A 24,060-nucleotide genomic window follows, 5' to 3' on the forward strand; every position below is an offset into this window, starting at 1 on the left:
GGCTAGAATATCGGCCATCCTCTTCCCCGCGATGACAAAGAATCATGAGTGAAAGCAAGGCGTTATATCGGGTTCAGTTTATTTGCCACAGCGAGCGCTACGAAGTGTATGTGCGCGAGGTGAATCAGGGTCAGCTGTTCGGCTTTATCGAGATCGCCGACTTCGTGTGGGACAACCACACGGCGCTTATCGTCGACCCCAGCCACGAGAAGCTCAAAAACGAATTTGCCGATGTCCGCCACACCATGATCCCCATGCATCAGGTGCTGCGCATCGATCAGGTGCAAAAACAGGGGGCGGCCCGCATTACCGAGCTGGGCAACAATGTCTCCCACTTCCCCAGCCCTATCTACACCAAACGCCCCTGATGGCAGGGCCGCCCGGTTCAGGGCGGCGTCAACTCCCAGCCCAGCTGCAGGATCCGCTGGCGGAACCAGTGGCGGGCCGAACCATCGCCGGCCGGGCCATACCAGACCAGACTGTGGCTTACCTTGCCGTAATCGAACGGAACCGGCCGGATCGCCAGATCCTGCTGGCTGGCCATGCGTGTCGCCCAGCCACTGATGGCAGTGAGAATGAGATCGCAGTGAGGTAGCAGGGCCGCGGCGCTGGCAAAATCGGGCAGGGTGGCGCCAATCTGGCGGCGTACCTGCTGCTGGGCCAGGCTCTGCTCGAAGAAGGGGTTGGCCAGCTCGCTGTCGCGGATGGCGATGTGGCGCCAGCTCAGGTAAGCATCGAGATCCCATGGCTGTGCCAGCGCAGGATGATCCTTACGCAGCAGGCAAACCAGCTGCTCCTCCCGGAGTGTCTCCCACACCAGTCCTTGCTGGCGCGGCAGTGGCTGGCTCTGATCGTGAGGCAGAATGACGAAGTCGAGCTTGCCCGCCGCCAGCGCCTCCAGCCCCTGCTCATCCTTGTTCCAAATCTCCGGCACCATGCCGGGCACCTCTCTCATCAGCTGCCCCAAAATCGGCCCCACCGGCCAGCTCATCACACTCTCGCGCAATCCCAGCCGCAAGGTGCCTTGCCACTGCTGGGGGTCGAAGGCGTTCTGGCGGGTCAGTCCGCTCAGCTCGCTCACCAGTCGGTGCAGGGTCGGGGCCAGCCGTTCGGCAAAGGGGGTCAGCAGCAGCTGGTTGCCCTGGCGGTAGAGCAGCTGATCGCCGAGCTGTTCACGCAGCTGGTTGAGGGTCTTGCTGACGGTAGAGGGGGTGGTGCAGAGCCGCTCGGCGGTGCGGGTGACGCTCTGGTTATCGAGCAGCAGGTGCAGGGTGACCAGATGGCGACCGCCCAATCTCGAGAGTGCGATCAGATCCATAAAGATTCCACAAGCGAATGAAACAGACCAAAAGCCCCGCCAAAGCGGGGCTGATGCGGATTAGCCCTTGAGCACCGCGGCCATGGCGTCGGCTACGTAGTCGACGTTGCGGCTGTTGAGGCCCGCCACGCACATGCGGCCGGAGCGCACCAGATAGACGGCGAACTCCTCGCGCAGGCGATCTACCTGCTCCGGGGTGAAGCCGGTGTAGCTGAACATGCCGCGCTGGTTGATGAAGTAGCTGAAATCACGGCCCGGTACCTTGGTGCTCAGCACCTCGAACAGCTTCTGGCGCATTGCCTTGATGCGGGTGCGCATCTCGGTCACTTCATCGACCCACATGGCGTGCAGCTCGGGCTGGCTCATCACAGCCGCGGTGATCTGGCCACCGTGGGTGGGAGGGCTGGAGTAGTTGCGACGCACGGTGGCCTTCATCTGGCCCAGCACCCGGCTCGCCTCTTCGGCATCCTTGCAGATGACCGACAGGCCACCACAGCGCTCGCCGTAGAAGGAGAGGTTCTTGGAGAAGGAGTTGCTGACGAAGAAGCTGACACCGGCGGCCACCATGGCGCGGATGGCGTAGGCGTCCTCTTCCAGTCCATCACCGAAGCCCTGATAGGCGATGTCCATAAAGGGGATCAGGTTCTTCTCGACCACCAGCGCAATCACCCGATCCCACTGGGCGCGGGAGAGATCCACTCCGGTCGGGTTGTGGCAGCAGGGGTGCAGCAGCACGATGCTCTTGGCCGGCAGGGTGCTCAGGCAGTCGATCATCGCATCGAACTGCACGCCGCCGTTGGCCGCATCGTAGTAGGGGTAGTCGTGCACCTTGATGCCAGCTCCCTCGAACATCGCCTTGTGGTTGTCCCAGGTCGGATTGCTGACCCATACCTCGGAGGTCGGGAAGTAGCGCTTGAGCAGGTCGGCGCCGATCTTGAGCGCGCCTGAGCCACCGATAGTCTGGATGGTGGCGATACGTCCCGCCTTGACCGCTTCATGGTCGGCACCGAACAGCAGGTGCTGCACCGCGGTGCGGTAGTTGGCGGCGCCTTCCATCGGCTGGTAGGGGCGCGGGGCCGGGGCGGCGGCGCGCTGGGCTTCGGCCTGCTGCACCGACGGCAACAGCGGAATGCGGCCCTGCTCATCGTAATAGAGGCCGATCCCCAGGTTCACCTTCTGCTCGCGGGTGTCTTTGTGGAAGGTCTCGACCAGGGTCAGGATGGGGTCGCCAGCATAGGCATCGACGTGTTCAAACATGGGGGGTCCTTGCGAAATGGAATCCAGGGTATGGCGATCAATGATCGGCGCTCATCATGGCGTAAAGCCGGCGAGGGCTCAAGTCAGAAAGGGGCAGGGCTGGCGGGCTGACACTGGTCTGGTGTAAACGGGATGATGCGAGTCGCCCGCAGCCCCATTCTCAGGCCTTATTTCAGATAGGATCGCAAGACCCGCACTACCTGATCCAGATCCTCCAGCCGCTCGGCCGGGGTCGCCTCTTCGGCGCCGAGATGTTCACGCATGTGGCCCTCCAGCACCTCCAGCATCAGGCCGTTGACGGCGCCGCGAATAGCCGCGATCTGCTGCAAGATGGCGGCGCACTCGCTCTCCTGCTCCAGCGCACTCTCCAGCGCCCCGGCCTGTCCCTTGATGCGGCGCACCCGTGCCAGCAGCTTCTTCTTGTCGTGGATGGTGTGTGACATGCAGGATTCTCTCGATCAATAAAACTATACTGGGGTATAGTATATTGCATTGTAGTTCTCAGGAGAAATTCATGTCATCCCTCGCCTCATCCCACTGCCACCAACCCGTCGTGCACGAAGGCAATCCGCTGGCCGAACAGAAGACTCGCTGGGCCGTGCTGCTCACTGTCATCATGATGGTGGCGGAGATCGGCGGCGGCTGGTTCTACAACTCCATGGCGCTGTTGGCCGACGGTTGGCACATGAGCTCCCACGCCCTGGCGCTCGGTCTCTCGGTGCTTGCCTACCGCGCCGCCCGCCACTTTGCCCGCGACCATAGATTCAGCTTCGGCACCTGGAAGATCGAGGTGCTGGGTGGCTTCACCAGCGCTCTCTTGCTGGTGGGGGTGGCCGGCATGATGCTGTTCGAATCAGTGTTCCGGCTGCTGGATCCCAGCCCGATCCACTACCAGCAGGCTATCGCCATCGCCATCGTCGGCCTGCTGGTGAATCTGGCCTGTGCCTGGCTGCTCAAGGATGATCACGGTCACCACCATCATCACGGCCATGGGCATGGTCACCATGATGATCATCACGACCACGATCACTCGCACGATCATCACCACGGCCATCAGGATCTCAACCTGCGTGCCGCCTACATCCACGTGCTGGCGGATGCGGCTACTTCGGTGTTGGCGATTCTGGCGCTGGTGGGTGGCATGCTGTGGGGTGCTGATTGGCTCGATCCGCTGATGGGCATAGTGGGTGCCGGACTGGTCGCTGTATGGGCATGGGGGCTGCTGCGCGACTCCGGCCGGGTGCTGCTGGATGCCGAGATGGATGCCCCGCTGGTGGCGGAGATCCGCGAGGTGATTGCCGAACTGCCACAGACCGAGATCCGCGACCTCCACGTCTGGCGAGTGGGGCAGCAGCAGTATGCCTGCGTGCTCTCCCTGCTGATGATGGCGCCCCTGTCGGCCAACCAGATCCGCGAGCGGCTCGCCATCCATGAAGAGCTGGTGCACGTGACCATCGAGATTGCGACCGAATAAGAGCAAACAGGGGGCCGTGGGCCACCCTGTTTCAGTGCCGTTGGCGCTCTGATGTCAGTGCGGCTGCCCGGTGCTCTCCTCCTGCGGCTTGTGTTGCCAGACCGCGCCCAGCAGCAGCTTGAGCAGCAGTTGCGGCGGGTTGTCGAGCAGTTTGCCGGACTCCAGCAGCAGCTGTCCGTCGGCACCAAAGCCAAGGCTCGCATCGACAGTGCCATCTTCGGCTACCACCTGGAGCAGACCGTTGAGGGCGCCGCGCTCGCCGGGCTGGCAGCGCAGTCGCAGTTCGCGGGGCTCTCCCAGCAGAGTGAAGGCACGGCTCAGGGGAGGTGAGTCCTCATAGTCGGGCCAGTTGAAGAAGTGATACTGTTCGGCCAAGGTGCCAGCCTGCTGGCAAAACTGGTCGAACAGCAGACCGATCGCCTGGTACTCCAGATCCAGTCGTTGCGCCTGTTCCTCAATCCTTTTCATCACCTGCTCCTTCTCTATCCACTTGATCGAAAATTGCTTTTCCCGACCCGGTGACCACCGTTAGTCAGATATGAGGCCAAATTGCCGCGGGGTCTGTGAGCCGGATCCAAGTTTCCATCTGAAAACGTTATCTTGTTGAAAAAGTTTGGCTTTTCTGCCTGCTTGCTCACATTTGCAACGATTTTCGCTGATTAAGATGGCACCACCTGGCAATGACCGGGTGCTCGATTATCGAGACTAACTACACAGCGGGAATTATAAAAATCATGGATATGAAAAAGACCAAAGTGGCGCTGGCAACAGCCTCACTGCTCATGCTTTTGTCTGGCTGTAATGACAACAGCACATCTCCCTCAACACCTGAACCTTCTGATGGCCCTGTCGCTCGTCTGCCCAAGATGGATCCTCCCAAGGAGCTTCGACAAGCGGGCCCCAATGAGGTGGTCATTGCGCTGGTGGATACCCAGTCGGCAGCCAAAGGCGCCAAGGCACCGTTTGACAGCCACAGCCTGCATCTTTGGAACAACGACGCCTGCAAGGCAACGGCTGACAGCGGCCTGAACAGCGGTTGGGATGACAAGAGCAAGACTCCTGCTGCGGTTGACAGCTTTGGTCCGGCCTGGGTCGTTCCGCTCAAAAAAGTGGAAGGGTGCATCAACTTTATCGCCCGCAACGGCGATCTGGCTAACCTGACCGGCAGCGATATGAAGGTGATCTTCAGTGAGCATCCGGATCGCACCGTGGCCATAGTGGCGGGCAAGAAGGAGGTGTTTGGCAGCCGCGCCGACGCCTTTACCGCTGCGTTCGGCGTGGCGGGGGCCAGCGCTCATCTGATCGATGGCAACACTCTGATCTGGCAAGGTGGCAAGGACAAGCCCCATGTTCGTCTCTATTACACCGACACGGGATCCATCAAGGCCAATGCTGCTGGGGTATTTGATTTCCCCTATATCACCCTGACCCCGACCAGCCTCACCGCCGAGCAGCAGGCCAAATATCCTCACCTCAAGGATGCTGCAGCCTTTGCCCTGCCAGCTGGCAAGGATCTCAAGCCTCTGCTCAAGGGGGAGCTGGTGGCTATTGGTACCGATGCTGACGGCATTTTGCAGGGGGCGACCCTGGTACAGAGCGCCGGTGCGCTCGATGCCCTTTATGCGACCGAAGCAACCAAGCTCAGCTATGGTGCCGTGGTAGATGGCAACCGGGTGACCTTCCGTCTCTGGGCGCCGACCGCCAAGTCGGTCAAACTGGCGCTCTACAACGCCAGCCACCAGAAGAGTGGCGAGGTAGCTATGACCTTTGACAGCGCCAGTGGCAGCTGGAGTTACGAAGGGGGCAGCGAGATGATCGGTAAGTTCTACCGCTACGACATGGAGGTTTACCACCCGCTGAGCCGCAAGGTCGAGCACTACGAGGTGACCGATCCCTACTCCCTGAGTCTGGCGATGAACTCCGAGTTCAGTCAGGTGGTGGATCTCAACGATCCGGCCCTCAAGCCGGAAGGGTGGGACAGCCTGAAGGCGCCCCACAGCCAGCAGAATCCAGCCGATATTACCATCTATGAAGCCCATGTCCGCGATCTCACCGGCAACGATGATTCCACCCCGGTGGAGCATCGCGGCAAGTTCCTCGGCCTGACCGATAATGGCACCAAGCCGGTCGCCCACCTGCAGGCGCTGGCCAAGAGCGGCGTCAGCCACCTGCATCTGCTGCCGGTGTTCGACATAGCTACCGTCAACGAGGATCCGGCCAAGGTGGCCAATATCGGCGATGACTTCAGCAAGCTCTGTCAGGTCAATCCGGAGGTGAAAACATCCAAGTTTGGCACTTACTGCGGCGGTGGCCAGACTGTCGGCCAGGTGCTGGATACGCTCAAGTCGGGCGACACCAAGGATAACCCGCAGGTGCAGGAGCTCTCCGGCTATCTGCGCGGTGTCGACTCCTTCAACTGGGGTTATGATCCTTACCACTACACTACGCCGGAAGGCTCCTACGCCACCAATGCCGAGGGCACCCAGCGTATCCTTGAGTTCCGCGAGATGGTCAAGGCCATCAAGCAGAATATCGGCATGAACGTGGTGATGGACGTGGTCTACAACCACACCAACGAATCCGGGCTGGGTCCCAAGTCGGTGCTCGACAAGATAGTGCCTTGGTACTATCAGCGCCTCAATCCGGAGACCGGCTCGGTGGAGAACTCAACCTGCTGCTCCAACACGGCGCCGGAGCACGCCATGTTCGCCAAGCTGATGGATGACTCGCTGGTGATCTGGGCGCGCGACTACAAGATCGATGCCTTCCGCTTCGACCTGATGGGCCACCACCCGAAAGATCAGATGGTGCAGGCGCTGGCCGCGGTGAAGAAGGTCAACCCCGATATGTATTTCTACGGCGAGGGGTGGAACTTCGGCGAGGTACAGGATGACAAGCGCTTCGTGCAGGCGACCCAGAAGCATCTGGCCGGCACCGGCATCGGCTCCTTCTCCGACCGCTTGCGGGATGCGGTGCGCGGCGGCAGTCCGTTCGACGGTGGCGATACCATTCGCGAGACTCAGGGCTTTGGCAACGGAGCCTTTGTCTACCCCAATGAAGCGAGCAAGGTGACCAGGGATCAGGCACTCCATCTGGCGGATCTGGTGCGTCTTGGCATGGCGGGCAACCTCAGGGATTTCGTCCTGACCGACAAGGACGGGGTGCCGAAGAAGGGCTCCGAGATCGACTACAACGGCCAGAGCGCCGGTTATGCCAAGGATCCGGGGGAGGTGCAGAACTATGTCGACAAGCACGACAACCAGACGCTGTTCGACAACCTGAGCTACAAGGCGCCTGCCAGCGCCGATCTGGTGCGGATGCAAGGGGTCTCGCTGGCGACTGCCATGCTGGGTCAGGGGATTCCCTTCACCCACGCCGGTGTCGAGCTGCTGCGATCCAAATCCATGGAGCGGGACAGCTACGACTCGGGCGACTGGTACAACAAGGTCGACTACACCCTGGCCGACAACAACTTCGACAAGGGGTTGCCGCGCAAGGATAAGGATGGCGACAACTATCCGCTGATCGAGAAGGTGCTGACGCTCAACGGCAAGCCAAACGGCACTGACATGGAGACCATGGTTGGCTTCTATCAGGAGCTGGCGGAGCTGCGCAAATCATCGCGTCTGCTGCGTCTTGGCAGTGGTGCCGAGGTGATCAAGCGGGTCGATTTCCGCAATACCGGCCCGGCTCAGGTGCCCGGCCTCATCGTGATGACGGTGGATGACGGCGTCAATGCGGGAGCGGATCTGGATCCGGCCATCGACGGTCTGGTGGTGATGATCAACGCCACCAACCAGAGCCAGAGCATCGGCGATTTCCGTGATGGCAACGATCAGCCGATCGACCTGAGCGGTCTGCAACTGAGCTCTGCTCACCACGCTGGCAACAGCATCGCCCGCGATGCCACTGTCAGTGGCGGCACCCTGACCCTGGGGGCCTGGTCGGCCGCGGTGTTCGTCAAGCCGCAGTCCGGTGCGCAGGGGGCGGGTCTGCCGCTTGGCAAGAAAACCGACCTGAGCACCCTGCCACCGTTTGGCAACACGGGCATCTTTGTGCGTGGTTTCCTGGGGCAGTGGGATGCGGTCAACCAGATGAGCTTTGATGGCAACTACATGTACGGGCTGACCGTGCCGGTCACCGATGGCCAATTGGGTCAGACCACTCTGAAGATCGCCGATGCCAGCTGGAATATCGCCAACTACGGCAAGTGTGCGCCGAGCGATGTGCTGACCGTTTCAGCCCCTCTTACCCTGTGCAAAGGGGGGAGTGACGTCGGTATGACCCTGAGCAAGGCAGGCAACTACAAGTTTGTCTTTACCGCCATGGACAAGGAGAAACCGACCCTGAGCGTCAGCGTGGTGGATGCAACACCCTAGGCAAACCCATTGAGCCCGGGGGATGGCTCGGCGTCCCCGGGTTGAATTCCACCTCGCCAAGGGTGGGATAATCCGAGAGAGTAAGCAAAGCGCGACTGCCGACCGGCAGGCGCGCTTTTTCTTTTACGGGGAGCAGTGAGAGAAATGAGAGGAAAAAGAAAAGCCGTCCCGGTTGGGGGACGGCTTTTGGTTGGGATGCTATCGGCTGGCTTAACGCTTGCGCAGCAGGCGCAGGGCGTTGGCGGTGACCAGCGCGGTGGCGCCGGTATCGGCCAGCACCGCAATCCACAGGCCGGTGATGCCGAGCAGACTGGTGACCAGGAAGATGGCCTTCAGTCCCAGAGCCAGCGCGATATTCTGGTGAATATTGGCCAGTGCAGAGCGGGAGAGGCGGATCATCGCGGCGATGCCGCCGAGCTGGTTGTGAGTCAGCGCCGCATCGGCGGTCTCCAGTGCCACGTCGGTGCCCCCCCCCATGGCGATGCCGATACTGGCCCGCTTCATGGCCGGGGCATCGTTGATGCCATCGCCGATCATCGCGACTTTCTGCGAGCTGGCGAGCTTGGCAATTTCATCGACCTTACCCTCCGGCAACAGGCCGGCGCGCCAGCCCATCCCAAGTTCACCGGCGATGGCCTCGGCGGCGCGGGGGTTGTCCCCGGTCAGCATGATGCTCTGCAGGCCGAGCCGGTTGAGCTCTTGCAGCGCCTCTGCCGCTTCCGGCCGGATCTGATCCCGCAGGGCCAGCAGGGCCACCGGCAGAGCCTGTTCGCTGCTGCTCTGGCAGAGCACGACCACCGTCTTGCCCTGTTGCTCCAGCATGGCAATTTGGGCCTGTTGATCTTTGCTCAGCGTAGCTATCCGGCTCGGTGCCAGCAGTTGCCACAGCTCGCCGTTGATGCGCCCTTCAACACCCATGCCCGGCAGGGCTCGCAGATCGCGGGCTTCTGCCTGTGCCAGCCCCTGCTCGTTGGCGGCGGCCACCACGGCACGGGCCAGCGGGTGGTGGGAGCCCTGCTCGATGGCGGCAGCCAGTGCCAGCAGTTCGCCATTGCTCTGACCATTGAGGCTCACCAGCTCGGTCAGCTGCGGCTTGCCCAGGGTCAGGGTGCCGGTCTTGTCAAACGCCACGGTATCGATATGGGCCAATCGCTCCAGTGCGGCACCACCCTTGATCAGGGCCCCCTGCCGGGTTGCCGCCGCCAGTGCGGAGGTAACCGCTGCCGGGGTGGAGATGACCAACGCACAAGGGCAACCGATGAGCAGCAGCGCCAGCCCGCGATAGATCCACTCGTCCCAGCTCTGGCCGAAGGCAAGGGGCGGCACCAGCACCACCAGCAGGGCAACCAGCATCATGGCCGGGGTATACCAGCGGCTGAAGCGGTCGATAAAGCGCTCGATAGGTGCGCGCTGACTCTCGGCTTCCTCGATGAGGTGCAGGATGCGGTCGATGGCGTTGTTGCCCGGTTCCGATACCACTTCAAGACGCAGCACTCGATCGGCAGCCAGACTGCCGGCCGGCACCTTGTCACCCTGGCGGCGTTCCACCGGGATGGATTCACCGGTCAGGGCACTTTCGTCAAACGCACCGAGGGCGTCGAGCAGGCGGGCATCGGCCGGGAGACGGGCGCCCGGGGCGATTTCGATAATGTCGCCGGGACGCAGCTCATCGGCGCCGACCTCTTCGCGCACCTCGCCCTCGGCAGTGGTACGGATCCGTAACGCCTTGTCAGGCACCAGCGCCATCAATGCGGTGACCCCGGCACGGGCGCGACCGGCGGCGTAGGCCTCCAGATGCTCACCCAGCATGAACAGCAGCAGCACCATGGCGGCTTCGGCGGTTTCGCCAAGGAACAGGGCCCCCACGGCGGCGACCGTCATCAGGGTCTCGATGGCGAAGGGGGAGCCGCTCTTGGTCAGCGCCCACGCCTTGCGAGAGATGGGCCACAGCCCCCAGAGGGTGGCCAGGGTAAAGAGCGGTTGGCCGATGTTACCCGGCAGCAGGGCCGCCACCAGCATCAGGCCGGCCAGCGACAGCGGCTGCCAATATTTGGCGAGCAGGGTCTGCAGCGGGCCGCGCTCACGGCCGGGCTCCTGCTTGCCGCTGCTCTCGCCCTTGAGCTGAAAACCGGCGGCCAGCACGGCGGCAGTGACGGGATCAGGGGAGAGGCCGGGGGCCAGATCCACCACCAGCTTCTCGGTGGCAAACAACACGCGAGCCTGCTGGACACCGTTGACACGGCTGACGGCTGTCTCGATCTTGCGAGCGCAGCTGGGGCAATCCATCCCCAACACCTGCCAGCTGTGGCGACTGTTGCCTTGCGCCGGTGCGGTCAGCGGCTCGACAGGAGCCTGCGCATCGTGGTCATGATCATGATGGTCATGGTCATGGTCATGGTCATGGGATGAGTTCGCTGTGCAGCAGCTCCGGGAGTGCGCGCCGCCTAGGGGGGGCTCTTCATCTCCCGGTGAGTCGCACTTCTCGAGATCCTGATGATCATGAGAGGTGGCGCCGCCACAGCAGCTGACCGGCGCGGCATTGTCACAGCAGTGACTGTTATGCTGGTGCTCGGTGGAGCTGGCCTTGCTGACAGCCTTGATGGGGGCCGCAGCATGCTGGGTGGAGCAGCAGGATTTGCTCATGGTGTGTTCCTCTTGGCTGGATCCCGCCCCTGCGGGATCCTGAATAACTGAGGCAAGTGTAAACCTTGGTGTTATATCCAAGGTCAACCCCCTTTTTATCACGCTGATGATTCAGCAGGGGAGGCGCCATTTTCCCGTTATATCCCTGTGGTTGACGGGTGTTTGTGTACCCCCGGCACGCCTATACTGGGAGGCCTGATTTTTACAACACCAATAAAGGACATGACACATGAGCAACTCAGTCACTTTGCAAGGCAACCCGGTTTCTGTCGCTGGCCACTTCCCGCTTTCCGGTGAGCAGGCCAAGCCTTTCGCTCTGGTGGCCAAGGATCTTTCCGACCTGACCCTGGCGAGCTTCGCCGGTCAGCGCAAGATCCTGAACATCTTCCCGAGCGTCGATACCCCGACCTGCGCCACCTCGGTGCGCAAGTTCAACGAGCAGGCCAGCGCTCTGAATAACACAGTCGTGCTCTGCATCTCCGCCGATCTGCCGTTCGCCCAGTCCCGCTTCTGCGGTGCCGAAGGGCTGGACAAGGTGGTGACCCTCTCCACTCTGCGTGGCGCCGCCTTCCTGCAGGATTACGGCGTAGCCTTCTCCTCCGGCCCGCTGGTAGGTCTGGCTGCCCGTGCCATCGTGGTGCTGGATGAAGAGAACAAGGTGCTGCACAGCGAGCTGGTGGCCGAAGTGGCCGACGAGCCAAACTACGCCGCCGCGCTGGCCGTGCTGTAAGAGGCAGAGCGTAAAAAATCCCGCCTTGGCGGGATTTTTTTATGGGGAGAGAACCTGTTCAGGGCTTGGTGGACTTGGTGGTTACCGATTCAGCCCTGGCAAGCGGGGATGGTTGCCAATCCACATAGGGTCGGTGGATTTTCTCGTAAATCTCGGCCAGTTTGCCGGAGGCGGCGAGTTGCTCGATGGCGCGACTTATAAATTCGTCCATTTCATCCCCGTTTCCCCCTTTCTGGATGATGAAAACATCCTCGAAATCGCCAAAGAATTCACGGTGAATATTGGTCAGTTTCAGATTTTTCAGCATGAGGTCCGCCTCTTCCTGAGCCCAGATAAAGGCGTCGATGCGACCCCGAGAGAGCTTGCGCAGTGACTGCTCGATACTCATCGAACGCTGTACCGGGAAGGGCATATAGTCGGGCACGGCTTCGATCAGCAGATCCCGTTTGGTGGGAACTATGCCATAAGCCATGTCAGTGGTGACCGGATTGGCAGTATTGCTGTAAATCACATGGGTCACCTTGCCAAAGCTGCGGGTGCTGAAGCGGTAGGGCAGCATGTCGACATCCTTGAGATTGCGGATGGCGGGTAGGCCGAGATCGGCTTTGCCGGCGATTACCCCGACCATGGCTCGCGCAATGGGATAGATAGTGATCTTGATGGTCACATCGGGGTAGAGATCGTCGATGGCGTGCACCAGATCGACGAAAGGGCCCGTCTTGTCGGCATTGATCAGCCCCGGTAGCTCGCCAAGGTGGGCATTGATGATGCGAACCGGTTTGGCCTGAGTGGTGGCAGTGTCGCTCGCCGTGCTGCGGGAGAGGCCGAGGGTGACGCTGCCGGTCAGGGCTGCAGCCAACAGCAGGAGGGGGATGTGTCTGATCATGGCTTCTCACTCTTTGCATAGGGTCAGGACAAGTGTAGCCATCCCCCTATCCCTGCCGTGCCATAACGGATTGGGTTTTACTTATCTCTCCCCGCTCACTAGACTTCGCCTCCACCTCTTCATTCAGCCGATATCTGCGTAACGCCATGACCTTTAACGAACTCGCCCTCGCCCCCGCTCTGCTGGCAGCCCTGCCAACCGACCTCAAGCACCCGACCCGGGTGCAACAACTGGCCATCCCTGCCGTGCTGGCGGGACGGGATCTGCTGGCGCTGGCTCGAACCGGCAGTGGCAAGACGCTGGCGTTCGGTCTGCCGCTGCTGCAGCGGCTGGATCCCGCCATATCCGAGGTGCAGGGGGTGGTGCTGGTGCCGACCCGCGAGCTGGCCGCACAGGTGAGCGGTGCGCTGCAAGGCTTTGCCGATGAGCTGGGCGTGCGGCTGGTGACCCTGTGTGGCGGGGTGGCGCAGGAGCTGCAACAGGCCGAGCTGGCGCAGGGGCCACAACTGCTGGTGGCGACGCCGGGGCGATTGCGGGATCTGCTGGGTCAGCAACTGCTGAATCTGGCCGGGTTGCGCATTCTGGTACTGGATGAGGCTGATCGCCTGCTGGAGATGGGCTTCTGGCCCGACATCCAGTGGCTGATGAATGGCATGCCGGTCGGGCGCCAGACCCTGCTCTTCTCTGCCACCCTGCCGGGCGAGCTTGAGGAGTTGGCGACCGGCCTGCTGAAGGCGCCGGAGCGGGTGGAAGCGGATCCCCGCAACAGCGTGGCCGACGATATCGAAGAGCGGCTCTATCTGGTCAACAAGAGCAGCAAGGTGCCGGCGCTCGTCAGTCTGCTCAAGGAGCAGGCGTGGTCGCAGGTACTGGTCTTTATCAGTGCGCGGGATGATGCCGATGGCGTCGCCAGAAAGCTGGCCAAGGCGGGTATCGCGGTGGCGGCACTCCATGGCGAGAAGGAGCAGGCGGTGCGCGAGCAGGCTCTCGCCGATTTCAAGGCGGGCAAGGTTCGGGTGCTGGTGGCCACCGATCTGATGGCGCGCGGCATCCATGTGGAGGCTCTGCCGGTGGTGATCAATCTGGATCTGCCCGCCAGCGCCCCCATCTATGTGCACCGCATCGGTCGTACCGCCCGGGCCGGGCGCAGCGGGCTCGCCATCTCGCTCACCTGTCATGGTGAAGCCGATATGCTGACTGCGATCCGCACCCTTACCGGACGTGAGTTGCCGGTGAGTGAGCTGGCCGGCTTCCCGGTCACCGACCAGCCAGCCAGCGGGGAGGGCAAGCGCCCACCCCGCGACAAGCAGGCCAATCGCCGCACCCAAGCCAAACGCAGCGTCAAGCAGTTCAAGGGACGGCGCTAACTCTCTGTTCGTTGGCGAAAAAATCGCGCCTGAACCGGCTTAGCTGCTCTTCGCGGTACTGCTGCCACGCGGTAGGCGCCATAGCCCCCTGCGCGGCGGCCAGCTGCTGTTCCAACGCTGCGAGCTGCTGCTGATAGCGGCTGCGCTGATCCAGCTGTTGCTGGCGGTTGGCGGCAAACTGCACGGTCGCCTCTGCTTGCTCTGCTGACAGGAAGTGGCGAGCCAACGTCGCCAGCTCCTCATCCCCCCACAGCTGGCGAGCCTGCTGCAAGCGGGCATCCGGGTTGAACAGCTCGCCCGCCAGATCCGGGTGATCTGCTGCCCACTGATCCTGCAAGCGACTGAGGACGTCCAGTCGCTCGGCCAGCGGTAACTGCTCGCTCTCCTGAGCCAGCTCCTCCAGCGCCAGCGCATAGCCCCCCTGCAGCCGATACAGGCTCTCTCCCTCGCCAAGCCAGCGGGCCTCTGCCCCTTCCAGATTGGCAAGCCGCTCGGCCAGCGGCAGATCGCTGTCGCTTACCTCGCTGGCGAGCTGCTGGCTCAGCTCATCCGGCATAGCCCGCCAGCTGGCGGGCAGTGGTTCGCGGCGAGCAGACGATGCTGTGGTGGCCTGCGAGCTGGCGACCGTAGAAAGCGGCACCTGAGCAGCCACGTTGGCTGGTCGGATCGGCTGGCTGGCCGGAGCCCGCTGCTCTGGTGTTGTTTGTTCGCCGAACAGGTTGAACAGCAACAGTGCCGGCACAGTCAACGCCAGCAAGCCGTGGTAACGTTTCATCGGCTTATCTCTCCCTTGACCGGGAAGTGATCGGAGAGGTTGCTGGCGGGCCAGAGGCTGCCATCGCTGCTGCGCGGGATCCAGACCGTGTTGAGGTTGTGGCGTACGGCGCCGTACTCACGGCTCACCACCAGATAGTCCAGATACTCGACGTTGGCTCCGCCCGAGAGCGGCCCACCGGCATAGGGGTTGATCCTGGGATCGAAGGTCGCTTCGGTATAGCCGCCGTAGGTCGGCTCATCGGCATTGAGGTTGGCCAGCATGCCGGCGTAATCGTCGGCAAACTTGCGCTTGTTGACGTTGAAGTCACCGCCATAGATGACGGTGTCCGTGGCAGGGATCTTCAGGCTGGCAGCCAGCGCGCGGATCTGGCCGAACTGGATCTGGCGCAGCTTGCGCGCCTCGTCAGTGTCGAAGCTGGCGGTGTGGGTAGCGAACAGGTGCCACGCCTTGCCCCCCTTGATCACCTCGGCGTACATCACCCCCTTGTCGGCGAAGCAGTCGGTGCCGGTGCATTGGGGATAGACCAGTTGTGCCTCCCGCACTATGGGATAGCGGCTGACGATCACCACGCCGCCGTCGTGGACGTTGACCCCGGGCTTGTTGAGCACTTTGGTCTGGTAGGGATACTCTTTCGCCAGCGCCTGCAAAAAGCCCTCGCGGCGGCCATCGAACACCTCTTGCAGCAGCAGGGCGTCATAGCCCTTGAGATGCTCTGGCAGCAGTGCCAGCCGCTCACCGATGCTGGAGGCGATCACCGGCAGCGCCCAGACGTTGTAGCTGGCCACCTTGAGCCTGTTTTCTGCCGGTTCCGGCTGTTCCCGTTTTTGGGGGGGCGTGATCATATAGTGCAGATCGTCGTAGCGGCCGGTGAATTTGGCGGCAAAGGCCAGCTCTTGTGGCCCCGCCACGCGATGGATCTCCCTGTCGTTTTGCCAGCCGGATGCGCTGGTCGGCGTCTCGCCACCGTGCTGCAAGGTGGTGTTCCACCAGGTTCCCTCCATCAGCTGGTTGAGCCGATAGACGTCGCCACTCGCTGTAGTCACGCGGGTTTCGAACAGATAGCTCTTGCCCGCCTTGACCCCCTCATAGCGATTGAAGCTGAGCACCATGGCACTCTCCCATGGGCCCAGCTCGGTGCGGTGCTGAAGCCACTGACTGCCGGGTTGCAGCTGGCCGGTACCGCTTTGGCGGATGTCGATCTGGAGCGGTTCAGGGCTGTTGTTGGTGAGATAGACATCGGTATCGGCCAGTGCCAGTTGCGGGAACTGGCTGACCAGCAGCAGGGCGGCATAACTGAGGGTTTTCTGCATCACAGGATCCTTTTGGTGGCAGGGCAATGGAAAGTGACTGTTATGGCGAATGCAGAGGTCAGTTTGTTTACATTTTGGTTACAAGTAAATGAATTGGTTTTGTTTGGAGCTTTGTGGAGGTGTAAAGCGAGCAAGGCAGCACGCTTGAAGAGAGGGCGTTTCGAGAGAAGGCGCCCGTGTCGGGCGCCTGCAGGCGTTAGTGGTGGGCCAGCGGATAGGTGAAGAGCGCCAGATGGGCGAAGTTGAAGGCGAAGTGCACTGCGATGGCGATGCTGAGGCGGCCGCTTAGCTGGAAGGCCAGACCATAACAGCAGCCCGCAAGGGTAGCGAAGAGCGCCAGCAGGGGGCCGCCCGGCAGGTGGATGGCGCCAAACAGCAGGGCGCTGGCCACAATGGCAAACCAGGGTTTGCTGCGGCTTGCCAGCTCCTGCTGGATCGCGCCGCGAAACAGCGCCTCTTCCGCCACACAGGTGAACAGCAGATTGTTGAGGGCAAACAGCCACCACCAGTGGGGCAGTCCCACCTCGGGGCGCAGTGCTCCCAGTTGCCAGGCAATGCCGAACAGCGCCGCCAGCGGCAGGATCAGCAGAGCCAGAGGACGCCAGCGAATGATCCCTCCTTTGCCGAGCAGGGTCGGGAAGGCGAGCAGCAGGGCGAAGATCAGCAGTGGCTTGTCCAGATTGAGGTACATGTTGAACGGCACGCTGCCGGGGCCGGCGAGCACCTTGTCCAGCACCTTGAGATTGCTGAAGCCGGGGATGAAGTGCAGGGTCAGCGCAAGCGACCAGACAATCAGTGCAACTCTGGCCGTGGTCGCCCAGCGGGGTGGCAGGGCGGGCGTGCGCCACGCCAGCAGCAATCCCGCCAGCGTGATGACCAGCGCAGGCGGTGTGATGCGGCCAAGCCAGAGGGCCAGCAGCAGAGATAGGCCCAGCAGGCCAAACGCGGGAAGGCGCTGGCGCAGCAGGGCAAACAGCACGGCCAGCGCCAGCGCGCCCCAGATAAGCGAATCGGGCAGGGGTAACATTGGATCTCCTTGGTCGAGGCAAACGGCCACCTTAACAAGGGGCCGCCGCGAGAACAACCGCGCAGCAGGTGGTCGGGCCCCTTCTCTATACTCATCACAGGGTGAAGGGGGAGTTGGTGATGAAGCACTATCTGTGGTTGTTCTGTTGTTGGTGCACCTGGTTGCAGGCAGCCCCCGTGCTGCTGGCGACCGGGGAGTTTGCTCCCTATAGCGGCAAGGAGCTGGCGGATGGCGGGGAGAGCACCCGGCTGGTGACAACGCTGCTGCGCCAGGCCGGTTATGACGAGGTGAAGGTAGATTATCTGCCCTGGAACCGGGGTTATGAACTGACCCGCAATGGCCTGATGACGGCCACCTACCCCTACGCCTGGACGAGCGAACGGGCCAAGCTCTTCTACTACAGCGCCCCGCTCCATATCGATCACCTCTCCTGGTTCACCTATCAGGGCAGCGATGCGGTGCTGGACGGCAAGTGGCAGGGGCTGCGGGTCTGCATTCCGGCGGGCTGGAGCACCAGTCATGCCGACGAGGTGATCGCCCGCTTTTCGCTGCAGCTGATCCGTCCTGCCTCTCTGGCGCAGTGCCTGCAGATGGTGGCACTCAAGCGGGTGGAGCTGATGCCGATGAACGATGCAGTCACCGCCGATGCCAGCATGCAGATCTTCGGCGATCCCAACTATCTGCAGCCGCTCCCCTATTTTCGCCAGACCGACAGCTTCTATCTAATGGTCTCGCGCAAGGCGCCCGGTGGCCGGGAGCTGATCGAGCGGTTCAACGAGGCTCTGGCGGCGAGTCGGGCCAGCGGTCATTACGACAAGCTGGTGCCAAGAAGCATGCCCCGCTCACCTCGCTGCAAGTAAGGGGGTCAGAAAAAACAAAGCCGGAGCAGTGGCTCCGGCTTTGTTCATTCAGGGGCGCGATTAGCGGCCTGATTCGGCGATGACGCGGGCAATGATGTCGGCGCGCTGGTTGGCATCCAGCTCACCCAATGCGATCAGGCCAGCCTTGAAGATGACGTTCTTCGGCAGGCTGACATCATCCAGGGTGGTGATTGCTTCAACGTGCATGCCGTTCAGACGGCTGGCATCGCGCGGGCTCAGGTTGACCTGAGTGTTCAGCACCTGCTTGCCCTTCTTCTTGGGTTGGGCGGGTTTCTTCGGTTGATCCTGCTCGTCTTCCGGCAGCTCGTCATCAAAATCGTAAATAGACATAGTCAATCCTGTTGGTTTGGATGGTCGACCGCAGTGGCCGACCAGAATAAGCGAAACGGGGTCAATCAGCCCATATCCTCGTTGCGGATAAAGGCGCGCCAGGAGGTGAGCACCTGGGCAAAGTCTTCCAGCCCGCACATGGCCAGCTGTTCATCATCGTAGTAGGCGAGATCGTCGAGATCCTCGCCCAGTTCGATATTGAGGACGTTGGCTTTCACCTCCGCCTCTTCGTGGGTCAGCAGCAGGGAGTAATCCCCGCCGGTAAGCCGGTATTCGGTGCGACTCCGACTGGATAGCTGGTCGATGATGGCGAAGAGATCGTCGATCTTCTCCTCATCTTTGCCCACTTCGTCGATCAGCCACTGGCCGATGGCTTCATGGCCCATGGAGAAGCGGGCGCGATAACCACCGAACGGGTCGCGGCGAAATTCATAATCCATAGCGCACTCCAAATCGGGGGGATGGGCCTGCACGAAGCCGTGGTGGCAGCACCAAATCCTGCTCCATGGCGGGCTCACATCGGGTAAAGTGGCCTATTCTAGCGATCCCCCTCTCGCTTGTCTTGATGATGTGGCATCTTTGCCCCGCAGCAGGCGCTTTCCTGCGGGTTGCCGAGTCCCTTCTTTGGAGATGTTATGCAGCTAAACGATACCCTGGCGCGTCAGATTGTGAGCCGGGCGATGAAGATCCTGTCGTTCTCGGTCAACGTGATGGATGAACACGGTCTCATCATTGCGTCCGGCAATCCGGAGCGGCTCCATCAGCGTCACGAGGGGGCCGTGCTGGCACTGACCGAGAACCGGGTGGTGGAGATCAGCGAAGCGACCGCCCGCGAGCTCAAGGGGGTGCGTCCCGGCATCAACCTGCCCATCGCCTATCAGGGGGAGTTGCTGGGGGTCATCGGTATCTCCGGCGATCCGGACATCGTTCGAGCTTACGCCGAGCTGGTGCGAATGACTGCCGAGCTGATCCTGGAGCAGGCGGCGCTCACCGAGCAGTTGCAGTGGGACAAGCGCCACAAGGAGGAACTGGTGCTGCAGCTGATCCGCGGCGAGGGGCGGGTCGATCAGCTGCAGCAGGCGGCCCGTTTCCTCGGGCTCGATCTCGGCCAGCCACGAGTGGTGGCGGTGCTGGCACTGGAGGAGAGCGACCCGGCCCGGCTGCGAGAGCTGGTACATCTGCTGGAGAACCCGGAGCGGGACAATCTGGTGGCCATCAACGGTCTTGACGAGATAGTGGTGCTAAAACCGGCCCAGCTCAGCGACGGCCTCTGGCAATCGGCGCAGGAGCGCAGCCGCATCAGGCAGCTGCTGGCGCGCATCCCCCACTTCAAGGTGCGGATCGGGGTGGGAGATTACTTCGCCGGGATCAACGGGCTGGCACGCTCCTACCAGACGGCGCGCGATACATTGCGCCGTGGCATGCGCCAAGCGCCGCGCAAGCAGGTCTACTTCTTCGAGGATTACCGCTTGCCGGTGCTGCTCGGCAGTCTGGCGGACTCCTGGCAGGCGGATCAGCTGCGCGCACCGCTGCAGAAACTGGCCCGGGAAGATGGCAAGGGGGCGCTGCAGAAGACCCTGCGCCAATATTTCTTGCAGGATTGTGATCTGCATCGCTGTGCCGAGGCCTTGTTCATTCACCCCAATACCCTGCGTTACCGGCTAAGCCGGATCGAGCAGATAACCGGATTGAATTTCAACAAGTTAGACGACAAATTTTTGCTCTATCTCGGCCTTAATCTCGATTTGTGATTGTTCAAATAGACAAATAAACCCTGTTCGATGATGCAATATTTGGCCATTTGGCCAAAGCATTCTGATTGCAGATCTCCATAATGGCGGCCATTCACTCCCATTGAAGGTGTCCGTCATGATCCCGGTTACTGCCCTTGGCGCCATCGCGGCGCTCTCCATCGCCATCTTCCTCATTCTGAAGAAGGTACCGCCCGCTTACGGCATGATCGTCGGCGCGCTCGCTGGCGGCCTGATCGGCGGCTCCGATCTCAGCCAGACCGTCGCCCTGATGATCGGCGGCGCCCAGGGGATCACCACTGCGGTGATGCGGATCCTGGCGGCCGGTGTACTGGCCGGCGTGCTGATTGAATCGGGTGCGGCTACCACCATCGCCGAGACCATCGTCAAAAAACTGGGTGAGACCCGCGCCCTGCTGGCGCTGGCGCTGGCGACCATGATCCTGACCGCGGTAGGTGTATTTGTGGACGTGGCAGTTATCACTGTGGCGCCCATTGCGCTGGCCATCGCCCGCCGTGCCGATCTCTCCAAGGCGGCCATCCTGCTGGCGATGATCGGTGGCGGCAAGGCGGGCAACGTCATGTCACCCAACCCCAACGCCATCGCGGCTGCGGATGCCTTCCACCTGCCGCTGACCTCGGTCATGGCGGCCGGCATCATCCCGGGCCTGTTTGGTCTGGTGATGGCCTACTGGCTGGCCAAGCGTCTGAACAACAAGGGCAGCAAGGTTGCCGCTGACGAGGTGGTGAGCTTCGAGGGTACCAAACTGCCGGGCTTTGCCGCCGCCATCAGTGCGCCGCTGGTTGCCATCCTGCTGCTGGCCCTGCGCCCGGTCGCCGGTATCGTGGTGGATCCGCTGATTGCGCTGCCGCTCGGTGGTCTGGTCGGTGCCCTGATGATGGGCAAGTTCAGCAAAGTGAACCAGTTTGCGGTTTCCGGTCTCTCCCGCATGGCGCCGGTGGCCATCATGCTGCTGGGTACCGGTACTCTGGCGGGCATCATTGCCAACTCAGGCCTGAAAGATGTGCTGATCAGCGGCCTGACCGCCTCGGGTCTGCCCTCTTACCTGCTGGCCCCCATCTCCGGTGCTCTGATGTCGCTGGCAACTGCCTCGACCACCGCCGGTACTGTAGTGGCTTCCAACGTATTCAGCTCCACCCTGCTTGAACTGGGTGTTAGTGCGCTGGCGGGTGCCGCCATGATCCATGCCGGTGCCACCGTGTTTGACCATATGCCCCATGGCTCCTTCTTCCATGCTACTGGCGGCAGCGTCCACATGGGCGTGGGTGAGCGACTCAAGCTCATCCCCTACGAAACCGCGGTCGGTCTGACCATTGCAGCTGTCTCTACCCTGATGTTTGGCGTGTTTGGCCTCGCCTAAGGAATTGATATGAAAATTGTTATTGCCCCCGATTCATTCAAGGAGAGCCTGAGCGCCATGGCGGTGGCTGATGCCATCGAGGCCGGTTTCAAGCAGGTGTTGCCAAACGCCACCTACGTCAAATTGCCGATGGCCGATGGCGGCGAGGGCACGGTGCAGTCGCTGGTCGATGCCACCGGTGGCCGCATTCTGCCGGTCGAAGTGACCGCCCCCCTTGGCAACAAGGTACAGGGTTTTGTCGGCCTGCTGGGCGATGGCCAGCGCGCCGTTATCGAGATGGCCGCCGCCTCCGGTATCCATCTGGTCGCTCCCGAGCAGCGCAATCCGCTGCTCACCTCCAGCTTCGGTACCGGCGAGCTGATCCTGGCCGCGCTGGAGATGGGAGTGAAGCACCTCATCCTCGGTATCGGCGGCAGTGCCACCAATGACGGCGGTGCCGGTATGATCCAGGCGCTCGGCGGCAAGTTGCTCAAAGCCGATGGCTCAGCCATCGAGCTGGGTGGCGCCGGTCTTGCCGAACTCGCGACCATCGACCTGAGCGGTCTGGACCCGCGTCTGGGCGAGCTGGTTATCGAGGTGGCGTGTGATGTGAACAACCCGCTGTGCGGCCCGAAAGGCGCCTCCGCGGTGTTTGGCCCGCAGAAGGGGGCGACCCCGGAGATGGTGCAGCAGCTCGATGCCAACCTTTCCCGTTATGCCGACTGCATCGAGCAGGCCCTTGGCAAGCAGGTGAAGGATATTCCGGGGGCGGGCGCTGCCGGTGGTATGGGGGCCGCGCTGGTCGGTCTGCTTGGTGCCGAGCTCAAGCCCGGTATCCAGATCGTCATCGAAGCCCTGAAACTGGCTGATGAAGTGGCCGATGCGGATCTGGTCATCACCGGTGAAGGTCGTATCGATAGCCAGACCATCCACGGCAAGACGCCAATCGGTGTCGCACGCTGTGCCAAGCAGTTTGGCAAGCCGGTGATCGGTATCTCCGGCTGTCTGACCGATGATTGCGGCGTGGTGCACGAGCACGGACTGGATGCGGTGTTCGCCGTGGTCAACCGCGCCATGTCCCTGCCGGAAGCGCTGGAGACCGCCAGCACCAACATTCAGCTGACTGCGCGCAACGTCGCGGCACTCTATCAACTCAAGGGTTGATCCGGTTCGGCCGATGGGCGCCATCGGCCACCCAATATTCCCGTATGGGGCATCTCTCATCCCGCGAGATGTCTGGCTGCCCTAGCACTTCTTTGCCGATCCTCCGTGATCGGCTTTTTTCTTGTTACATCCTCCGGCTCCATGTTCGATGCCATGGGGTCGCGCGGTTTCTATAGGCGCATTCCGCCCTTTCCGGCATAGTGGTAGCCACACGAACAAGGAGAGACCCATGATCCTGCTGACTCTGGGCGTCGCGCTATTTACCCTGATCCACCTCTACCCCTGTTTTGCAGCGGCGCATCGGGCACAGCTGCGCGAGCGGCTCGGGGAAAATCGCTACAAGGGGCTCTTCTCCCTGCTGGTTTTCGTTGCCATCGCCTGCATCATTGCCGGCTGGCGCACTGTCCGGCCATTTCCGCTCTATTTCCTGCCGGATTGGGGGCCGCTGGCCATGATGGGGATGATGCCCATCTCCCTCATTCTCTTTTTTTCGGGGCAGGGCCCCAACCATTTGCGGCGCTGGCTGGTTCATCCGCAGCTGCTCGGCACCCTGCTCTGGGCCATTGCCCACCTGCTGGTCAACAGCGAGGCGCGTTCACTGGTGCTGTTTGGCGGTATCGGGCTGTGGGCGCTGGTGAGCATCGTCTGGATTTCGGTGCGGGACTGGCAGAAGTATCCACGCCCCGAGGCCAACTGGACCGGTACCTGCATCAGTGTCGGGGCCGGACTGGCGGCCACGGCGCTGCTCATCTTCTGGGGCCACGGCTGGCTGACCGGCATTCCTCTTCATTGAGAGTGAACCGCCCCGGTGCAAGGGACGTATCAGAGAGAAAACCACAAGGAGTGTTGCCGATGAAATGGTTCGCGCTGTTGTTGCTGCTTGGCAGCGGCATGGCATCTGCCACCTGTCCCGACTATTTCAATGTGGAGATGCGCGAGCTCAACAGCACCCAGCGCCACAATCTCTGTCAGCTGACCGAGGGCAAGGTGGTGCTGGTGGTCAATACCGCCTCCTACTGCGGTTATAGCGGCCAGTTTCGCGATCTGGAGAAGCTTTATCAGAGCTACAAGGACAAGGGGCTGATTATTCTCGGTTTCCCCTCCAACGACTTTTGGCAGGAGGCGGGCAACGAGAACAAGACCGCCGAGGTGTGCCGTCGCGACTATGGCGTGACTTTCCCCATGTTCAACCGGGTGGCTGTGCGTGGTTCTGATGCCGTACCGCTGTTCAAGGGGCTGGCGGTGGCCGCAGATGGCGATGAACCGAACTGGAACTTCCACAAGTATCTGGTGGGGCGCGATGGCAAGCTGATTGCCAGCTATGGCGCCAACCAGAATCCGTCCGATGATCCCCTCAAGCTGCAGATCACCCGAGCGCTGGCGCGCTGACCCTACCCCTTGGCGA

At 61.9% G+C, this 24,060-nt stretch carries 22 protein-coding genes; 11 read left to right on the plus strand and 11 right to left on the minus strand.

What is annotated here, in order from left to right; genetic code table 11:
• The first annotated feature begins 44 nt into the window (after positions 1–44).
• Positions 45–368, plus strand: a complete 324-nt coding sequence (locus I6L40_RS05235) for a DUF1820 family protein (RefSeq protein ID WP_033114015.1) — start codon at positions 45–47, stop codon at positions 366–368.
• Positions 369–385: 17 nt separating this feature from the next.
• Here the strand turns inward: I6L40_RS05235 and I6L40_RS05240 are convergent, their stop codons facing one another.
• The 3 genes from I6L40_RS05240 to I6L40_RS05250 all read right to left on the minus strand — a co-directional run bounded on the left by I6L40_RS05240 (position 386) and on the right by I6L40_RS05250 (position 3,018).
• Positions 386–1,318: a LysR family transcriptional regulator gene (locus I6L40_RS05240; RefSeq protein ID WP_216995091.1), complete on the minus strand. Its 933-nt coding sequence runs from the start codon at positions 1,316–1,318 to the stop codon at positions 386–388.
• A 60-nt stretch (positions 1,319–1,378) separates the two neighbouring features.
• Positions 1,379–2,575 (minus strand): amino acid aminotransferase, encoded by a 1,197-nt coding sequence (locus tag I6L40_RS05245; protein WP_071913516.1) that lies wholly within the window; start codon positions 2,573–2,575, stop codon positions 1,379–1,381.
• 167 nt (positions 2,576–2,742) lie between these two features.
• Entirely contained in the window at positions 2,743–3,018 is a 276-nt protein-coding gene (locus I6L40_RS05250; protein WP_071913519.1) for a metal/formaldehyde-sensitive transcriptional repressor, read from the minus strand.
• Between the two features lie 71 nt (positions 3,019–3,089).
• Between I6L40_RS05250 and dmeF the strand changes: the two genes are divergently transcribed.
• Positions 3,090–4,049 carry a CDF family Co(II)/Ni(II) efflux transporter DmeF gene (dmeF, locus tag I6L40_RS05255; protein WP_033114019.1) on the plus strand — a complete coding sequence of 320 codons (960 nt, stop codon included), beginning with the start codon at positions 3,090–3,092 and terminating at the stop codon, positions 4,047–4,049.
• Positions 4,050–4,103: 54 nt separating this feature from the next.
• On the opposite strand, the gene I6L40_RS05260 is transcribed toward dmeF, so the two are convergent.
• Entirely contained in the window at positions 4,104–4,517 is a 414-nt protein-coding gene (locus I6L40_RS05260; protein ID WP_182927129.1) for a hypothetical protein, read from the minus strand.
• A 266-nt stretch (positions 4,518–4,783) separates the two neighbouring features.
• On the opposite strand from I6L40_RS05260, the gene pulA reads away from it, so the two are divergent.
• Positions 4,784–8,428, plus strand: coding sequence for a pullulanase-type alpha-1,6-glucosidase (gene pulA / locus I6L40_RS05265; RefSeq protein WP_254204078.1), 3,645 nt, complete (start codon positions 4,784–4,786; stop codon positions 8,426–8,428).
• Positions 8,429–8,638: 210 nt separating this feature from the next.
• Here the strand turns inward: pulA and I6L40_RS05270 are convergent, their stop codons facing one another.
• The gene (locus I6L40_RS05270) at positions 8,639–11,071 is read right to left on the minus strand and encodes a zinc/cadmium/mercury/lead-transporting ATPase (RefSeq protein ID WP_071913523.1); all 2,433 of its coding nucleotides are present in this window, start codon (positions 11,069–11,071) and stop codon (positions 8,639–8,641) included.
• A 229-nt stretch (positions 11,072–11,300) separates the two neighbouring features.
• Between I6L40_RS05270 and tpx the strand changes: the two genes are divergently transcribed.
• Complete coding sequence (gene tpx / locus I6L40_RS05275) at positions 11,301–11,801, plus strand: thiol peroxidase (RefSeq protein ID WP_071913525.1); 501 nt, start codon at positions 11,301–11,303, stop codon at positions 11,799–11,801.
• A 58-nt stretch (positions 11,802–11,859) separates the two neighbouring features.
• On the opposite strand, the gene I6L40_RS05280 is transcribed toward tpx, so the two are convergent.
• Positions 11,860–12,687 carry a transporter substrate-binding domain-containing protein gene (locus tag I6L40_RS05280; RefSeq protein ID WP_041209056.1) on the minus strand — a complete coding sequence of 276 codons (828 nt, stop codon included), beginning with the start codon at positions 12,685–12,687 and terminating at the stop codon, positions 11,860–11,862.
• A gap of 146 nt (positions 12,688–12,833) precedes the next feature.
• On the opposite strand from I6L40_RS05280, the gene I6L40_RS05285 reads away from it, so the two are divergent.
• Positions 12,834–14,054 carry a DEAD/DEAH box helicase gene (locus I6L40_RS05285; protein WP_071913527.1) on the plus strand — a complete coding sequence of 407 codons (1,221 nt, stop codon included), beginning with the start codon at positions 12,834–12,836 and terminating at the stop codon, positions 14,052–14,054.
• Here the strand turns inward: I6L40_RS05285 and I6L40_RS05290 are convergent.
• The 3 genes from I6L40_RS05290 to I6L40_RS05300 all read right to left on the minus strand — a co-directional run bounded on the left by I6L40_RS05290 (position 14,038) and on the right by I6L40_RS05300 (position 17,169).
• Positions 14,038–14,829, minus strand: coding sequence for a hypothetical protein (locus I6L40_RS05290; protein ID WP_216995093.1), 792 nt, complete (start codon positions 14,827–14,829; stop codon positions 14,038–14,040). The two genes, I6L40_RS05285 and I6L40_RS05290, sit on opposite strands and share 17 nt — an antisense overlap.
• On the minus strand, positions 14,826–16,142 hold the full coding sequence (locus I6L40_RS05295; RefSeq protein ID WP_071913531.1) for a sphingomyelin phosphodiesterase: 1,317 nt from the start codon (positions 16,140–16,142) through the stop codon (positions 14,826–14,828). Before I6L40_RS05295 ends, I6L40_RS05290 begins: the two co-directional genes overlap by 4 nt.
• A 196-nt stretch (positions 16,143–16,338) precedes the next feature.
• On the minus strand, positions 16,339–17,169 hold the full coding sequence (locus tag I6L40_RS05300; RefSeq protein ID WP_071913533.1) for a CPBP family intramembrane glutamic endopeptidase: 831 nt from the start codon (positions 17,167–17,169) through the stop codon (positions 16,339–16,341).
• A 119-nt stretch (positions 17,170–17,288) separates the two neighbouring features.
• On the opposite strand from I6L40_RS05300, the gene I6L40_RS05305 reads away from it, so the two are divergent.
• Positions 17,289–18,029: an ABC transporter substrate-binding protein gene (locus I6L40_RS05305; protein WP_071913535.1), complete on the plus strand. Its 741-nt coding sequence runs from the start codon at positions 17,289–17,291 to the stop codon at positions 18,027–18,029.
• A gap of 60 nt (positions 18,030–18,089) precedes the next feature.
• On the opposite strand, the gene I6L40_RS05310 is transcribed toward I6L40_RS05305, so the two are convergent.
• Entirely contained in the window at positions 18,090–18,380 is a 291-nt protein-coding gene (locus tag I6L40_RS05310) for a hypothetical protein (protein ID WP_041209062.1), read from the minus strand.
• 65 nt (positions 18,381–18,445) lie between these two features.
• Complete coding sequence (locus I6L40_RS05315; protein ID WP_041209063.1) at positions 18,446–18,820, minus strand: YacL family protein; 375 nt, start codon at positions 18,818–18,820, stop codon at positions 18,446–18,448.
• Between the two features lie 195 nt (positions 18,821–19,015).
• On the opposite strand from I6L40_RS05315, the gene I6L40_RS05320 reads away from it, so the two are divergent.
• The 5 genes from I6L40_RS05320 to I6L40_RS05340 all read left to right on the plus strand — a co-directional run bounded on the left by I6L40_RS05320 (position 19,016) and on the right by I6L40_RS05340 (position 24,044).
• Complete coding sequence (locus I6L40_RS05320; RefSeq protein ID WP_071913537.1) at positions 19,016–20,131, plus strand: sugar diacid recognition domain-containing protein; 1,116 nt, start codon at positions 19,016–19,018, stop codon at positions 20,129–20,131.
• Between the two features lie 118 nt (positions 20,132–20,249).
• A complete protein-coding gene (locus tag I6L40_RS05325) occupies positions 20,250–21,512 on the plus strand; it encodes a GntP family permease (RefSeq protein ID WP_071913539.1) in 1,263 nt (420 codons plus the stop codon).
• A 9-nt stretch (positions 21,513–21,521) separates the two neighbouring features.
• Entirely contained in the window at positions 21,522–22,655 is a 1,134-nt protein-coding gene (locus I6L40_RS05330; protein WP_043850000.1) for a glycerate kinase, read from the plus strand.
• Between the two features lie 229 nt (positions 22,656–22,884).
• The gene (locus tag I6L40_RS05335; RefSeq protein ID WP_071913541.1) at positions 22,885–23,448 is read left to right on the plus strand and encodes an NnrU family protein; all 564 of its coding nucleotides are present in this window, start codon (positions 22,885–22,887) and stop codon (positions 23,446–23,448) included.
• Between the two features lie 59 nt (positions 23,449–23,507).
• Positions 23,508–24,044 (plus strand): glutathione peroxidase, encoded by a 537-nt coding sequence (locus I6L40_RS05340; protein ID WP_071913543.1) that lies wholly within the window; start codon positions 23,508–23,510, stop codon positions 24,042–24,044.
• The last annotated feature ends 16 nt before the right edge of the window (positions 24,045–24,060 follow it).

It is taken from the genome of Aeromonas sp. FDAARGOS 1410, assembly GCF_019048745.1.
In the GTDB taxonomy this organism is placed as follows: domain Bacteria; phylum Pseudomonadota; class Gammaproteobacteria; order Enterobacterales; family Aeromonadaceae; genus Aeromonas; species Aeromonas jandaei.